This is a genomic window from Elusimicrobiota bacterium, assembly GCA_040757695.1.
Lineage (GTDB): Bacteria > Elusimicrobiota > UBA8919 > UBA8919 > UBA8919 > JBFLWK01.
Genome location: JBFLWK010000004.1, coordinates 16,921 through 32,116, shown reverse-complemented (window position 1 = coordinate 32,116; position 15,196 = coordinate 16,921). Strand labels below are relative to the sequence as shown.

Sequence of the window (15,196 nt, the reverse complement as noted above, 5' to 3'; positions counted from 1 at the left end):
CCCCCATCAATCATTTATTCTCGGAAAAAGCGGTTTTTGAACCTGTTTTTCAGCGATTATTTTTTTCAGTTTCTCTGCTGTATCAGGCATAAATGGACCTATTGCTTTTGCGATTGTTTCAACTACTGAAAAAAGGTTCTCAAAAACAAATTGTAGCCGTTTTGGGTCTGTCTTAAAAAGAAGCCACGGTTTTTCAGAATCAATCACTCTGTTCGCTTCATCAATAATTTCCCATATCAATTCAAGTGATGCTGTTAATTCAATATTTTCCATGCTTTTTGTAAATCTGTCATCAAAACTATTCAGTAATCTGCCGATAGAAAATTCACTACATGCTTTCGGAACAACATTTTGTAAGGAATACTTTTCTACCATTGAAAATATGCGGGATATAAGGTTACCTAAATTATTAGCGAGGTCGGTGTTATATCTTTCCTGAAAACTTCGTTCTGAAAAATCGCCATCCTGCCCGAATGGTATCTGCCGTATAACAAAATATCTATAAGCATCACAGCCGTATTTATCAATAAAATTATGCGGGTCAACAAAATTACCTTTTGATTTTGACATCTTTTCGCCATTGACCGTCCACCAACCATGCGCAAAAACTGTTTTCGGCAGTGGTATCCCTAATGCTAAAAGCATTGCAGGCCAGACAACTGTGTGGAACTTAAAAATTTCTTTACCCACGAAATGTACATCACAAGGCCAGATGTTTTTTTCTTCAGCAGCAGAAATATAATTAAGCAATGCATCAAACCAGACATAAATTGTATAAGTTTCATCGTCAGGTACAGGGATTCCCCATCTCACATTTTTTCTTGAAATGGCTAAATCTTTCAGCCCTGATTTGACAAAGTTTACGATTTCAGAAGCACGCCAGGACGGCTGCATAAAATTCGGATTCTGTTCGTAATGTTCAAGCAGTATATTTTGATATTTTGCTAACTGAAAAAAATACGAATCTTCCTCTAACCGTTTTACATCTTTTCCACAATCAGGGCATTTCGCGTCTATAAGTTGGGTATCTGTATAGTATGATTCACACGCAACACAATACCAGCCAATATATTTACCTTTGTAGATATTACCGTTTTTAAGCAACTGCTCAAAAACAGATTGAACCTTTTTTATATGTCTATATTCAGTTGTTCTGATAAAATCGTTATATGAAATATTCAACCGCTGCCAGAGTAGTTTGAACTCGTCAACAATTTTATCTGCCCATTGCTGTGTTTCATAATTATTCTGTTGGGCTGATTCTTCAATTTTTGCGCCATGCTCGTCAGTGCCTGTCAAAAAAAATATATCAATCTTTTTTGAACGGTAATATCTGGCAAGCACATCAGCCGCAATCGTTGTATAGGAATGTCCTAGATGTGGTTTGTCATTTACATAATACAGTGGCGTTGTAATATAAAATATTTTTCCCATTTTTCTATTTTAGCTGTGCAGGATGAAATTTTTTAGCACGCCCATCTTCAAACTGCACGGTAACTTCTGACTTGAAGATATTAATACCTGATATCTTCCCTTTGCCTTCTGGAAGCGTAATTTCATCGCCTACTGATGGATAGTTTTTACCAGCAGAAATATAAAAACTATGTTCAAACGCCAGGCAACACATAAGCCTTCCGCAAACCCCGGAAATTTTGGCGGGGTTAACAGCAAGGTTCTGTTCTTTTGCCATATCGGCGGTTACTGATGTAAAATCTTTCAAAAACCGCTGACAGCAGCAAATTTCACCACAATGACCAAGTGAGCCTAAAATTTTTACCTCATCCCGAACACCAATCTGAACCATTTGGATTCTTGTTTTAAGCACCGCACCTAATTCTTTCAGCAGTTCACGGAAATCAACCCGTTCTTCCGCTGTGTAATAGATAAAAAGTTTGAATCGTTCAAAGGTATACTCTATCATTGAAAGGTTCATTTTAAGCCCTAGTTTTTCTATTTTTTCTATCACAATCGGAAGCGCCTTTTTGGCAGCTAATTTGTTCTCTTCAATCTGCTTGGCATCCTCGTCTGTAAAAAGCCGAACAACTTTTTTCAGTGGTTCTTTTGTTTTTATCTCTAACATCTGTTCCGGGATTACTACAGTGCCAACTTCTAATCCGTTTTCCGTCTCAACCACAAGAATACTATTCATTGATACATCAATAGAACCAGCATCACAATAAACTATATCTTTTGTCCTTCTTACCTGCACACCAACAGCAAGCGGCATAATTTTTTCCTTTCGCTTCGCTCACCCCGACAAACTCATCCTTAATACTTCTAATGCTAACGATATATTCGCATTCCGTCTGATATAGTTTTTTATTCTTAACACATTTTCCAGTTTCTGAATGTTATTTATTCTTGTCTGACTTGCAAGTATATCCAGGAATTTGATAACTTCTTTTCTGTTAAATTTTTTGGTCGTATAATGTCCATTTATAAAATCAGCAAAAACATTCCTATATTCTGATATTAAATCCTTATCATTTACAAATTCCAGTGCTTTACCAAGTGAACCTATAGCAACAGAGGTTATGAAATTCAGTTCTTCATCAGTTAGGTTATATTTTCTAATCTCATTCTTTATTTCGGCGTCAGAAAGCGTACTAAAATGAACTGTGACACATCGTGAAATTATTGTGCGTGGCAGCGAGCCAGGTATTGATGTGATAAGAATTATGACAGTTTGAGTTGGTGGTTCTTCAAGTATCTTTAATAGTGCACTGGCGGATTCTTCTTTTATTAAATGTGCATCATCAATTATTCGGACATTATAACCACCCATCACAGCACGGAATTGTAAGCCCTTAATCATATCTCTTATCTGGTCAATTGAAATCCATGATTTATCTTCTAAAATGGGAATCGTTATCACATCAGGGTGTGTAGCGGACTCTATTTTTCGGCATGAGATACATTCTCCACATGCTTTTTTTTGAGAACTGCTGGTTTTATTCTGGCAGTTTAACATTTTGGCAAACTCTAAAGCAACCAGTTTCTTACCAATCCCAACCTGCCCTACAAACAAATAGGCAGAATGAACCTTTTTATTATTTACTGCTGAAAAAAGCATTTCTACCTGTTTTTTATGACCTATAATTTGCATATAGGAAATTATAAATTATAGCCACGAATGAACACAAATTTACACGAAAAGATTTTAACAAAAAATTAAAATTAGTGTTTATTCGTGTTAATTCGTGGTTATGCAGTTTTCTTGATAACGATATCAAAAACTTTTGTTGCTATATTTTCTATTGTATCACTAGCATTTATCTCTTTTATTCTGTTCGTGAACTTTTTGGCAAGCCACCTATAACCGTTTCTTACTTTTTTATGGAATAAATAATTCTCATTTTCAAGCCGGTCTTTTCCTCTTTTCTGCGCACGGGCAAGACCTTTTTTTATATCTGCATCAAAATAGATAGTTAAATCGGGTTCACAGCCATCTGTTGCAATTTTGTTCAACTGCATAATTGTTTCTATATCAAGCCCTCTGCCAAATCCCTGATATGCAACCGATGCATCTGCATAGCGTTCGCAGATTACAATTTTGCCGGATTTAATAGCCGGCAGAATTAGTTCTTTTGTATGTTGAGCCCGACAGGCTTCGTAAAACAGAAGTTCGGCAAGCGGGCAAATTCTGTTTTTGGGGTTCAGCAAAATTTTTCTGATTGTTTCTGAAAAAAGTGTGCCGCCTGGTTCGCGTGTATGCACTATATCAAACCCCAGTTTTTCAAGTTTTTTTATCAGTAATTTGGATTGCGTGGTCTTCCCACAGCCGTCAGGTCCTTCTAATGTTATAAAAAATCCTTTTCTCATAAATCACGAATGCAACACGAATTTTAACCGAATACACGCGAATTATTCGGTTGTTATTCGGTATCTCTGTTCGGTGTCTTTATTCGGGTTTTATTTCTTGCCAGGAGTCAATTGCTACAGCATCTGAAAAACAAGGAATCGGCTGATATTTGAAGTTTGTATTATACCAGATTTCCGGTATTTTATTATCGTCAAATGAATTGGCAGAAATAGACCCAAAGAACTTGCCATTACCATCAACTGAAAATTTGCCAGCGCAGAATATAAAACCTGAGAAAAAAACATTATCCAAAAACTTGTAGACAGATGTCTGAGTATTTGTTATAGAAACTGCGCCACCGCCTGAACCGATAAATGTCAAATTTCCCATAATTATCAAACAGCCCGTTTGAAAAACGGGGCAGTCAACAACCACCTCTGCCCAGTTAGACGAATTGTTTAAACTGAACTCCTTACCATCAACAGTATCTACAAAAATCACTTTTTCAGTGGCATCCATTGTTAAAAGTTTTTGTTGTGGAATACTGCCGTTGAAATATGTGCCGGCTTCTTTGGCTTTTTCTTTAAGAATATTCCAGTTAAAATCATTATAAAATCCGCTAATATTTTTGAATGTAGCAGGTTCAAAACTGTCTTCGGGGTCGCCGTAAAAATGCAAATTTGTAAAATATCTGTAATCGTTTGAATTTAATTTCGTATACGGCACGATATAGCCACAGCCAGTAGAATATATTTGAATATCGGTCGGTATATACTCGTCTACAAAAAAAATATCACCGCCTGAACATATGATTCCCCATTTTATTTTATCGGTCAGCAGTTTCAGTTTAGAAAACGAGGTCAGTGCATTTTGCATTTCAGTCGGGAATAAACTGACGATAATTGCTTCAATTTTTTCTTTTTCGCCACGGTAATTACTTTCAGAAACTATTTTGATCTTAGCGCCGATATTTTCTACTTCTACCTTTATTTCACCCGATGCAAAATCATTATAGACAATTTTTTGGGTTGGCAAAAACGCAAAATTGCCTTTCAGTTTCCAGATTGTGCGGTCAATACCTGCTTCCGCTAACGCCAATGCTTGTGATACGATTCGTACTTTTACATCTTTTTTAGTTTTGTTTGCTGTCAGAAAAACTGTTGAAGAACTAAGAGTTAAAAGCACCAGCATAACTAAAATCAAAAAAAATGTTGAATACCCGCGATTATTCATATTACCTAATTTCTTACAAATACATCAGTTGAAAAATTGAAATTATTTTTGGAATCGCTTAAGTATGCTGCTATTGAATATGTTTTATAACTTGCAGAAGAAAACTTAACAGATACGAGATTATCGCAAAGTTTTTGGGTTATATTTCGTCGGTTAATATACAGTGCTGAGCCTTTCTGGTAGTATGAAATTTTTTCAGTTGATGTATAAAGTGAAAACAAAACCATTGAGTTCTGCGGACAATTTTGTGAAAATCTATCAATCACAATTGTAGAACTTTCTGCCCGACGCAAATCGTTAACCAAATTTTCAAATGCTGCTACAGATTCGTCTCTTAGATTGATATTCGCCTGTGTTTTAGAGAGAGTATAAAAACTATTTTTGAAAAAATAAATTACACCTGTCCCAATAATTGATAAAAACACAACTGCCAGAAGCGCCTCTATCAATGTAAAACCTTTATTTTTCAATTTTAGCAAGCAAAAAATTGACATCGTTTCTGGCTTCCGAAAAACCGAGATTCTCAACAACGATTTCTTTTGTCTGATAGCCCGCTCCGGAAGCGACTACCCTGAATGAGCCGGAAGGCAAAAAATTCAGTTTGTACGCACCATTACATCCGGTATAGGTATTGAATATCGTACCGGGTATCTCCACAAACCCATTCTCTATACCACCGGAAGCGGTTGTTGTCACACGCCCGGAAACTGAACAGCTACCGAATTTAAGTCCACTGTAATTCGCAAACAACGATGACATAGAATATGTTTTTTCGCCTGCAGAATCAAACCATTTCAGAACGACATTTGCCATTTTCAAATCGGTGGTATCAGGTGCTACTGCCAGTTTCCCGAATTCTTCCGTCATAAACCATACTTCAACCAGCCAGTCATATTTTTTATTATTATCAAAAAACGTCCCGCTTGATTCACCAATAAAATAGAACGGTGTAGCACGGAGTTGTTCTAATTGACTGCGTGCAAAATTTGAAGCAACTGACATATCCTGAGATGTTTTTTCGCTTACATTGACCTTCATAATAAGCTGGGCAAAGGTAATCACAATATAAGAAACCAGCGCAAGAAACAAGACAATCTCAAGATAGGTAAAACCACTATTTTTTTTACAATAATCGGCTTGTTTTTTATCTGATTTAGGCATAATCAAGTTAATAGGACGCAGATTTTCGCAGAAAAAAACAGATTTAAAATTTATACTTTTATAATCTTCGTAATCTGTGAACATCTGCGTCCAAAAAAGAAAATTTCTATACGTTAAATTCGCTGTTTAATAATATCAAAAAAAATAAAAAAAGTCAAGCAAACTTCGTAAAACCACGAAATCACAAAAAAAGTTATTATACCTGACCTCAGTCAGCCCACTAAAGTGGGGATTAAATTTCGTGCTTTCTAACTTTCGTGTTTTCGTGGTAATGTTTTATAATTTCCTTGAAAAAGACTATTTGGCTAAAACTAAAAACTGATTTTTTTTAATCTTTCAAGGTATGCCAAATCGGTCTGGTCAACTTTAAGCGGGGTTATAGATATATACTTCTCGTTTATAGCCGAGATATCAGTATCTTTTATCGGATAACCGGAAAGCCGTTTCCCGGCAATCCAGTAGTACTTGAACCCACGCGGGTCAATTCTTTCTTCAATATCATCATTATAAATCCGTTTTCCCATTTTTGTTATCTTTATGCCTTTTATTTTATCAGTATCCGGAATATTTATGTTTAAAAAAGTGTATCTTGGTATTTTTAATTTTAGCGATTTTTTTACTATTTTATAGATATAGTTAGCGGCAGAAACAAAATTGTTTTTGCCGTCAGGCACAAGCGAAACAGCAACAGATAAAAAGCCGAGCATCGCACCTTCTCGGGCAGCCGCGACAGTGCCGGAATAAATACAATCCTCGCCAAGATTAGGTCCGTCGTTTATGCCGGAAATAACTATGTCCACATTGCCTTTTAAAATCCCGATAATACCGAACCTAACACAATCAGAAGGTGTACCTGTCACAGTATAGACATTTTTTTTGTGTAGGATAAGCCGTATTGGTTTGTGGAGTGTTATTGAATGACTTGCAGCGCTCATTTGCGAATTAGGGACGACAATAAAAACCTCGCCAACTTTTGTCATTGCCGAAACAAGTGGCTTAAGCCCTTTTCCGTATAACCCGTCATCGTTTGAAATTAAAATTCGCATTTTATGATTTACTATTAAACAATTTTTTTGACTTTTTGTCAATAATTTAATATAATTTTTATATGTGTTTAGCGATACCTGGCAAAATTATTTCTATAGAAGATAAAATCGCTGATATAGATTTTGGCGGTATAAACAAAAAAGTCAGTATTGACCTTTTACCAGAAGCGAAAGCAGGCGATTATGTAATCGTCCACGCTGGTTTTGCTATCCAGGTGCTTGATATAAAAGATGCGCGAGAACGTATAGAATTATTCAAAACAATTTTATGATACAAAATGTAAGCAAATGCTTACATTTTGAGACGACAAAGTTTATATCACAAAATAATTGACAGACGACAAACTATAGCAAATGTTATACTTTTCAGACGATAGAATTTGTTACATAGTGAACAATATTATCACCGAAATCAAGTCGTTTTCAAAAGCAATAAACATTATGGAGGTCTGCGGAACGCATACAATGGCAATTGCTTCTTCCGGTATAAAAGCACTACTACCCCAAAATATAAATATGCTTTCCGGCCCTGGCTGCCCTGTCTGCGTAACGCCAACAGGTATTCTTGACGCTGCTATTGAACTTGCCAAAACTGGCTGTATTATTACAACTTTTGGCGATATGATGCGAGTGCCTGGTAGCAAATCAGCACTTGAAAAAGAAAAATCAACCGGCTGTGATATACGAATAGTTTATTCTTGTACAGATGCTATTCAAATTGCATTACTAAACCCGAAAAAAGAAATCGTTTTTATCGGTGTTGGATTTGAGACAACATCACCGACGATTGCGGCTATTGTGAAAACTGCCGAAAACCAAAATATCAAAAACTTTTCAATAATATCTGCTTTTAAGTTGATACCGCCGGCTATAGCAGCAATCCTTGAACAGAATGTATCCAGGATAGACGGTTTTATTCTGCCCGGTCATGTTTCAACAATTATCGGCTCAAAACCATACAGATTTATCGCTGAAAAATTCAGAATCCCTGCTGTAATTACCGGCTTTGAGCCTTCTGACATTTTAGAAGGAATAATGTTAATAGCCAATCAGATAAAACGAGCTAAACCTGAGATTGAGATTCAGTATCAACGCTGTGTAAAAGAGCAAGGGAATTTATATGCAGTAAAACTGCTTTATAGTGTATTTGAGTCATCAGATTCTCAATGGCGTGGAATCGGGCTCATAAAAAATTCCGGCTTAAAATTCAGAAAAAAATATCAGAGATTTGATACATTTAAAAAATTCGGGCTAAAAGTTAGAAATACTAAAGAGCCCGCTGGATGTTTGTGTGGAAAAATACTAACCGGTATTGCAAAACCTAACCAGTGTGGCTATTTCGGGAAAAAATGTACACCATCAAACCCAATCGGCCCTTGTATGATCTCGTCTGAAGGCACCTGCGCAGCATATTACAAATATGGAAACTAAAAAAATTAGTTTAGCAGATGGTTCCGGCGGAAAATTAACACATCGTTTAATCAAAAATATTTTTCTACAAAATTTGGGTAACCCAATATTAAACCGGCTTGACGATTCGGCAATCTGCAATCTGCAATCTGCAATCTACAATCTCGTTTTTACTACTGACTCATATGTTATAAAACCGATTTTTTTTCCAGGTGGCGATATTGGGAAACTTTCAATATGTGGAACAATAAACGATTTATCTATGCTGGGTGCAAGACCACTTTATATTTCGCTTTCGTTTATATTAGAGGATGGTCTACAGGTTGACAAACTTGAACAAATTGTCGTATCTATTGCAGAAACAGCCAAGAAATCCGGTGTAAAAATCGTATGTGGTGATACAAAGGTAGTAGAGAAAGGTGCCTGTGATGAGATTTTTATAAATACTTCCGGGATTGGTATCGCTGACAAAAAAATAGATATTTCAGGACATAATGCTAAATTGAATGATATTGTGATACTTTCAGGCACTATCGGCGACCACGGGATTGCAGTGCTGAATGCTCGGCAGAAACTTGGATTGAGATGTGGCAGATGCGAATTAAAAAGCGACATAGCACCACTGAACAACCTTGTAGAAAAAATGATTAAAGTATGCGGGTCTGGGATTCATGCGATGCGTGACCCAACACGAGGCGGGCTGGCAACAGCACTTAACGAGATTGCAGAACAATCAAATGTTGGAATAGAAATTGAGGAATCAACAATTCCATTAAAAAAACCGGTAGAATCTGCCTGTGCATTGCTTGGATTAGACCCGCTTTATATTGCAAACGAAGGCAAACTTGTCGCAATTGTCAGCAAAAAAGATGCAGAACAAATCCTATCAGTAATGAAAAAACATCCGCTTGGCAAACACGCAAAAATCATCGGCAAAGTTGTACCCTATCCAAAAGGTGTATTCTTAAAAACAAAAATCGGTGGAACCCGAATTTTACAAATGTTAGAAAGCGACCAACTTCCACGCATTTGTTAGAAAAAGATTTATACCCGACTTCCCGCCAGAGACGGATCTGTTCGCCACGGCGAATCTGCCTCAGGCATGACCTGTGGCACGACAGTCGGCAAAACGGAATAGATTCCTGACAGAGGCATTCGGGAATGACATTTTTCAGTGAATTCTGTGGCCTCAGTGGTTTATCTGGTTCTCTACGTGTTACAATTGGAAAGAATTTTTTCCCAGTTTTTGTCTACATCTTCCTGTAGTTGTTTTATAATTTCTTCGTTTCCGGGTGAAAAAAGATGTTTGAATCTGTTCTGTGGTTTCAGCCATTCGGTAACCGGATTTTTCTCTTTTGGCTTGTAATTAAGTTTGTAGAGCCCGTTTTCAACTTCGTAAATTGGCCAGATACAAGTATCGGCTGCAAGCCGTCCCATGCGAATCGTATCTTCTGGCGGATAGCCCCAACCAAGTCGGCAGGGCTGAAGTATATTCATAAACGAAGGTCCATCAACAGCAAGTGCTTTCTGAACTTTGGGAATCAAATCATTATGGAAACTCAAGGTTGTCTGTGCGACATATGGAATATTATGTGCTACCATAATCGCAGTTAAGTCCTTTCTTGCCTGAATTTTACCAGTTGATCTCTTACCAGATGGCGCAGTTGTCGTATTTGCACCTTTCGGCGTTGCAGAAGACCGCTGAATTCCAGTATTCATATATGCTTCGTTATTGTAGCAGATATAAAGAATCCGATGTCCGCGTTCCATCGCACCTGAAAGTGCTTGAAGTCCGATATCGTAAGTTCCACCATCACCGCCGAATGCAATAAAGTTTATCTCTTCGGTAATTTTTCCTTTCTTTTTTAATGCATTATATGCGGCTTCTATCCCGGCAATTGTAGCGGCAGCATTTTCAAATGCAGAATGAAACCATGGTACTTTCCACGCCGTATATGGAAAAATAGTTGTTGCAACTTCAAGACAGCCAGTAGCATTAGCAATAACAACAGGTTTCTCACAGGCAATTAAAACCTGTCTGGCAACAATTCCAGCGCCACAACCTGAACACAGCCGATGCCCACCGGTAAACAGTTCCTCTTTTTTTGACAGTTCCTTTAAGTTAGCCATAGATTTTTATTCTCTTACTCCAATGTAATTTATGAGATTTTCAACTTTTTTTGTCTGTGAAATTTTTGCCAAATCGTCAAAAACCGATTTTATTTGTTCGGTACTTATATCTCTTCCGCCTAAACCGTAAATATAGTTTAGAGTTAGGAGTTTAGAGTTGAGAGATGTATAGAGCGAAGAGGTGATTTCGGTAAAAAGCGGACCGCTGTAAGCGGAAAAGGTATCCGAACGGTCAAGCACAGCCAGAGCATTCACACTTGAAAGTTCTTTTATAATTTCGTTATACGGGAACGGTCTGAATACCCGCAGTTTTAACAAGCCCGCTTTTATTCCTTTAGACCGTAATTCATCAACAACAACCTTTGTTGTGCCGGAAGCAGAACCCATACATACAACGGCAATCTCAGCATCGTCAAGTTTATATTTCTCAAAAAATTCGTACTTGCGTCCGAATTTTTTATCAAAATCCGCGGCAACATCCAGAATTATTTTGCCCGCATTTCTCATTGCTTCTGCTTCCTGACGCTTATGTTCAAAATAATAATCCTGTAAGTCAATCGCACCAAGTGTATACGGATTTTTTATATCAAGCAAAAATCTTGCTGGCTTGTAGGCACCGACAAATTTTTTAACTTCGTCGTCTGAAACCATTTCAATAACTTCTGTGCAATGACTGATTATAAATCCGTCGGTAGTGACCATAACAGGTAGTTTGGCTGTTTCTGCAATTTTTACTGCTTGTATTATGTTGTCGTATGCTTCCTGCGAATTTTCTGAAAAAAGTTGTATCCAGCCACTATCCCGCGCACCCATTGTATCCGAGTGGTCACCGTGTATATTTATAGGTGAAGATAACGCACGGTTAACTTCTGCAATAACAATTGGCAATCGCAACCCAGCAGCAATATAGAGCATTTCATACATCAAGGCAAGTCCCTGTGAAGAAGTAGATGTCATAACCCGGGCGCCTGCCGCAGAAGCGCCGATACATGCAGACATCGCAGAATGTTCCGATTCAACCGCTATGTATTCGGTATCCACAAGCCCGTCTGCAACAAACTGCGAAAAAATCATAACAATTTCAGTTGCAGGTGTAATCGGGTATGCTGCTACAACATCAGGATTTATCTGCCGCATTGCTTCCGCCATCGCCTCGTTGCCAGTTTTTATTGTTTTCATAAATTACCTCTTTAATTTTTTCATTTTTTTTCCGCTTCCATCGTTATCGCGGATGCTTTCGGCGGACATTCTTTTGCACAGATACCACAGCCCTTGCAGTGCTCGTAATCAATCCCAACGACTTTGCCATCTTTCACAATTATTGACGAATCAGGACAGTTTATCCAGCAGATAAAACACTGAATACATTTTTCAGGATTGTATACTGGTCTTGAACTACGCCAGTCACCTGTTTTAAAATTTTTTGCTGTGCCTGCTTCTAAAATATCGCCTTCTGGTAATTCTTTCCAGCCCAGTTTTTTGTCCATTTTATTTTTTTAATTTTAACCTTTAACCTTTAACCTCTTCATATGCTCTTCTTATTGATTTTATATTTCCTTCAATTACTTCCGGCTTATGCAAAAATTTTTTTTCAAGTTTTTTTCGTGTATCTTCTAAAACATTTTCAATATCAAGAAATTCAGTAACCTTAACTAACGCACCCATCATTGGCGTATTGGGGATTTCTTTGCCAAAACATTCTTTTGCAATTTTTGACGCATTGACAACAAAAACTTTACCACTGAAATTGAACTCTTTTTTTATTTCGTCAACTGATTTTTCAGTATTGATGATAATCGCACCATCTTCAGAAAGCCCACTGGTAATATCAACTGTTTTAATAAGTGTTGGGTCAAGCACAACAACAAAATCCGGCTCTGTAATCCCGCAGTGAAGTGTAATGGGCTTGTTTGATAAACGATTAAATGACTGAACAGGCGCACCCATTCGCTCAGGACCGTATTCAGGAAACCCTTGTACATATTTGCCAGTTGCAAGTGCTGCCTCGGCAAAAAGAAGCGCCGCGGTCTTTGCACCCTGACCTCCTCTACCATGCCACCTTATCTCAATAATATCGCTCATAATCGCTGATTAACGCTGATTTGACACCAACTGAACGCTGATTAACGCTGATTTTTCAGCGGCAATCTGCGTTGCTATCGGCTTTTATCAGCGTTGTTTACTCAATTTTGATCGCCTCCACAGGACAATCAGCTGCTGCTTGTTTTGTAGACTCTTCGGCAGTTGCAGGGATTTCTGTAACCTTGACAACTGCCACAGTATCCTGCATCTCAAAAACATCCGAGCAGGTATCACAACATAACCCACAACCTGTACACAAATCCTTATCAATAACCGCTTTCATCTAAAAAACCTCCTTTATTAATTTTTTTATGTTCTCTTGAGTTTTTGTAAATTGTGTGCTGTCAAGTTTATCTGTATTCGGCAGATAAAACCTTCCGCAGAGTTTTATATTGAATACACTGAAAAACGCTTTTATAACTGTTTCTATATGAGAAAACTCAGGATTTCTTCCAGCGACCGCTATAAAAATTCCTTTTTTTAGAGATGGCTTAAAATTTTTTAGGATATTTTTTCGTGCCCAAAAAACCTGACATCTATCAATAATTGCTTTCAACCTTGCAGGCACAGAAGCGAAATATACAGGTGTCGCAATAATTACAATATCCGCTAACAAAAGTTCGTTTCCTAAAATCTGCATATCGTCTTCCCATTTGCAGATACCGGTTTTCTCGCAACTTCGCAAACCATCACAGAACAAGATGTTTAAATCTCTGACTGCTATTTTTTTTATGTAACTATCATGTTGCAAAAATTCGTCTAATAGCGAATCCAATAATAATTCGCTACGGCTTTCTAGCGTTGAGGCTGCAGATATACCTAAAACTTTTGTTTTGTTTATTTTTTCTTTCCTAACAATCAGCGTCTATTCTTTTTCTCTGGTTTTGGCAAAGTTTTCTCTATCACCTTATCGGCTGGTAAATCACTCCCGCGAAAAACAATTATTCCGCTGGTATTGATTAAGATATTGGTCGGGATGCCGTAAACCTTAAACTTTTCAGCGACTTCGGCTTTTGTATCAACCGCAATCGGATAGAGTATTTTTTTCCTTTTTACAAAACTGGCAATCTTTTTTTCGTTTTCCCGAATATTTATCGCAACGATTTGCAACCTTTTATGCCCGTATTCATTATAAATCCTGTTTAATGTCGGAATCTCTTGTGTACAATACGAACACCAAGTAGCAAAAAAAACGACAAGTACAGATTTTTTGCCTTTATAATTGGACAATTCAAATGTTTCAGTTGATGAAAGAACCTTTAGTGAAAAATCTATTGATTTATTACCAACATCTATGCCAGGCGCAACAGAATAAAGGCAGGTAGTAACGGCAGGTAAAAGGTAAAAGGTAAAAATTAAAATTAAAAAGATTCTTGTCATCGGTATTTTGCAAAAAATTTTTTGAGTATCGTTTTGCATTCGTTTTCTAATATCGGTCCTTTTCTTATAAACTTCGATTTTTTGAATTTTGCTTTTACAACATTTTTTAATGTATTACAGCCAAAAACTACTTTATTTATTCTTGCTTGAAGCAGCACTGCTTCACAAATAGGACAGGGTTCGCAGGTTGAGTATACTATACAATTATTAAGTCGCCAGTTTTTAAGTTTTTTAGCTGCTCTTCTTATTGCTATCACTTCTGCATGAGCAGACGGGTCAATAAGATATTCTATTAAGTTATGGGCTTTAGCAATAATTTTGCCGTTTTTTACTACTACTGCTCCAATTGGTACTTCATTTTTTTTATATGCTTTTTTTGCTTCTTTCAGTGCTTCCTTTATAAAATCTATATCGTCCATCAAGAAAATTCGGGGCTTCGCCCTGAAACCCGTTTTTGACAGGAACAAGATTTTAATTTAACCACGGAAACACAGAAACACTGAAAAATGTCATTCCCGAATGCCTCTGTCGGGAATCTATTCTGTGGTTATCTGTGTTCATCTGTGGCTGTCTTTTAATCCTGTAAATCCTGTCAGATTGAAATTCCGAAACTGCAAGCAAATAGGAAAGGGTTCGTGACAGTTCAGTTTTGCTGAAAAGATATTCAAAATTCTACGCCACTTCAGTGGCGGGTTGCTTGGTTTTAACCGAAACTAAAGTTTCGTAGAATATGTAGTCGGTGATTTTTCCGCCATAGGCGGATCTGCCTTTGGCATGATAATCATCGTAAAATCGTGTTCCGATTTATCGGAACACGCCTACAAATTTCAGCAAAACTTACCTATTACCTAACGGTTTCCCGCTTGCACGCGTCGTGCAGGAGTTGAACCTACAACCTTTCGGTTCGTAGCCGAATGCTCTATCCGGTTGAGCTAACGACGCATATCTTAAT

Annotated in this window: 19 protein-coding genes and 1 tRNA gene; 3 read left to right on the top strand and 17 right to left on the bottom strand. The window is 37.3% G+C overall.

Features of this window, described 5'->3' with window-relative positions:
• Positions 1-6 precede the first annotated feature (6 nt).
• The 8 genes from metG to surE form a co-directional block, all read right to left on the bottom strand.
• On the bottom strand, positions 7-1,434 hold the full coding sequence (gene metG / locus AB1349_01215; protein MEW6555956.1) for a methionine--tRNA ligase: 1,428 nt from the start codon (positions 1,432-1,434) through the stop codon (positions 7-9).
• A 4-nt stretch (positions 1,435-1,438) separates the two neighbouring features.
• Positions 1,439-2,227: a regulatory iron-sulfur-containing complex subunit RicT gene (gene ricT, locus AB1349_01210; GenBank protein MEW6555955.1), complete on the bottom strand. Its 789-nt coding sequence runs from the start codon at positions 2,225-2,227 to the stop codon at positions 1,439-1,441.
• Between the two features lie 21 nt (positions 2,228-2,248).
• Positions 2,249-3,106, bottom strand: coding sequence for a DNA polymerase III subunit (locus AB1349_01205; protein ID MEW6555954.1), 858 nt, complete (start codon positions 3,104-3,106; stop codon positions 2,249-2,251).
• A 98-nt stretch (positions 3,107-3,204) separates the two neighbouring features.
• Positions 3,205-3,822, bottom strand: coding sequence for a dTMP kinase (gene tmk, locus AB1349_01200; protein MEW6555953.1), 618 nt, complete (start codon positions 3,820-3,822; stop codon positions 3,205-3,207).
• Between the two features lie 79 nt (positions 3,823-3,901).
• Positions 3,902-5,035: a hypothetical protein gene (locus AB1349_01195; GenBank protein ID MEW6555952.1), complete on the bottom strand. Its 1,134-nt coding sequence runs from the start codon at positions 5,033-5,035 to the stop codon at positions 3,902-3,904.
• A gap of 5 nt (positions 5,036-5,040) precedes the next feature.
• Positions 5,041-5,529 carry a hypothetical protein gene (locus AB1349_01190; GenBank protein MEW6555951.1) on the bottom strand — a complete coding sequence of 163 codons (489 nt, stop codon included), beginning with the start codon at positions 5,527-5,529 and terminating at the stop codon, positions 5,041-5,043.
• The gene (locus AB1349_01185) at positions 5,495-6,196 is read right to left on the bottom strand and encodes a carboxypeptidase regulatory-like domain-containing protein (protein MEW6555950.1); all 702 of its coding nucleotides are present in this window, start codon (positions 6,194-6,196) and stop codon (positions 5,495-5,497) included. Before AB1349_01185 ends, AB1349_01190 begins: the two co-directional genes overlap by 35 nt.
• A gap of 311 nt (positions 6,197-6,507) precedes the next feature.
• Entirely contained in the window at positions 6,508-7,242 is a 735-nt protein-coding gene (surE, locus tag AB1349_01180) for a 5'/3'-nucleotidase SurE (GenBank protein MEW6555949.1), read from the bottom strand.
• A 62-nt stretch (positions 7,243-7,304) separates the two neighbouring features.
• Here surE and AB1349_01175 point away from each other — a divergent pair, with 62 nt between their 5' ends.
• The 3 genes from AB1349_01175 (at position 7,305) to hypE (ending at position 9,688) form a co-directional block, all read left to right on the top strand.
• Entirely contained in the window at positions 7,305-7,514 is a 210-nt protein-coding gene (locus tag AB1349_01175) for a HypC/HybG/HupF family hydrogenase formation chaperone (protein ID MEW6555948.1), read from the top strand.
• A gap of 118 nt (positions 7,515-7,632) precedes the next feature.
• Complete coding sequence (hypD, locus tag AB1349_01170; GenBank protein ID MEW6555947.1) at positions 7,633-8,673, top strand: hydrogenase formation protein HypD; 1,041 nt, start codon at positions 7,633-7,635, stop codon at positions 8,671-8,673.
• Complete coding sequence (gene hypE, locus AB1349_01165; GenBank protein MEW6555946.1) at positions 8,663-9,688, top strand: hydrogenase expression/formation protein HypE; 1,026 nt, start codon at positions 8,663-8,665, stop codon at positions 9,686-9,688. The genes hypD and hypE overlap by 11 nt, the downstream gene beginning before the upstream one ends.
• A gap of 173 nt (positions 9,689-9,861) precedes the next feature.
• Here hypE and AB1349_01160 read toward each other — a convergent pair whose 3' ends face one another.
• The 9 genes from AB1349_01160 to AB1349_01120 form a co-directional block, all read right to left on the bottom strand.
• Positions 9,862-10,782 carry a thiamine pyrophosphate-dependent enzyme gene (locus AB1349_01160; GenBank protein MEW6555945.1) on the bottom strand — a complete coding sequence of 307 codons (921 nt, stop codon included), beginning with the start codon at positions 10,780-10,782 and terminating at the stop codon, positions 9,862-9,864.
• Positions 10,783-10,788: 6 nt separating this feature from the next.
• The gene (gene porA, locus AB1349_01155) at positions 10,789-11,961 is read right to left on the bottom strand and encodes a pyruvate ferredoxin oxidoreductase (GenBank protein MEW6555944.1); all 1,173 of its coding nucleotides are present in this window, start codon (positions 11,959-11,961) and stop codon (positions 10,789-10,791) included.
• 20 nt (positions 11,962-11,981) lie between these two features.
• Positions 11,982-12,269, bottom strand: coding sequence for a 4Fe-4S dicluster-binding protein (locus AB1349_01150; GenBank protein MEW6555943.1), 288 nt, complete (start codon positions 12,267-12,269; stop codon positions 11,982-11,984).
• Between the two features lie 22 nt (positions 12,270-12,291).
• Positions 12,292-12,864 carry a 2-oxoacid:acceptor oxidoreductase family protein gene (locus AB1349_01145; protein ID MEW6555942.1) on the bottom strand — a complete coding sequence of 191 codons (573 nt, stop codon included), beginning with the start codon at positions 12,862-12,864 and terminating at the stop codon, positions 12,292-12,294.
• A 97-nt stretch (positions 12,865-12,961) separates the two neighbouring features.
• A complete protein-coding gene (locus tag AB1349_01140) occupies positions 12,962-13,147 on the bottom strand; it encodes a ferredoxin (GenBank protein MEW6555941.1) in 186 nt (61 codons plus the stop codon).
• A complete protein-coding gene (locus tag AB1349_01135) occupies positions 13,148-13,705 on the bottom strand; it encodes a flavodoxin family protein (GenBank protein ID MEW6555940.1) in 558 nt (185 codons plus the stop codon). It lies immediately after the preceding gene.
• Between the two features lie 17 nt (positions 13,706-13,722).
• Positions 13,723-14,244 carry a TlpA disulfide reductase family protein gene (locus tag AB1349_01130; GenBank protein ID MEW6555939.1) on the bottom strand — a complete coding sequence of 174 codons (522 nt, stop codon included), beginning with the start codon at positions 14,242-14,244 and terminating at the stop codon, positions 13,723-13,725.
• Positions 14,241-14,663 (bottom strand): nucleoside deaminase, encoded by a 423-nt coding sequence (locus tag AB1349_01125; GenBank protein ID MEW6555938.1) that lies wholly within the window; start codon positions 14,661-14,663, stop codon positions 14,241-14,243. The genes AB1349_01130 and AB1349_01125 overlap by 4 nt, the downstream gene beginning before the upstream one ends.
• Before the next feature lie 449 nt (positions 14,664-15,112).
• Positions 15,113-15,186 (bottom strand) — tRNA-Arg (locus AB1349_01120).
• Positions 15,187-15,196: the final 10 nt, after the last annotated feature.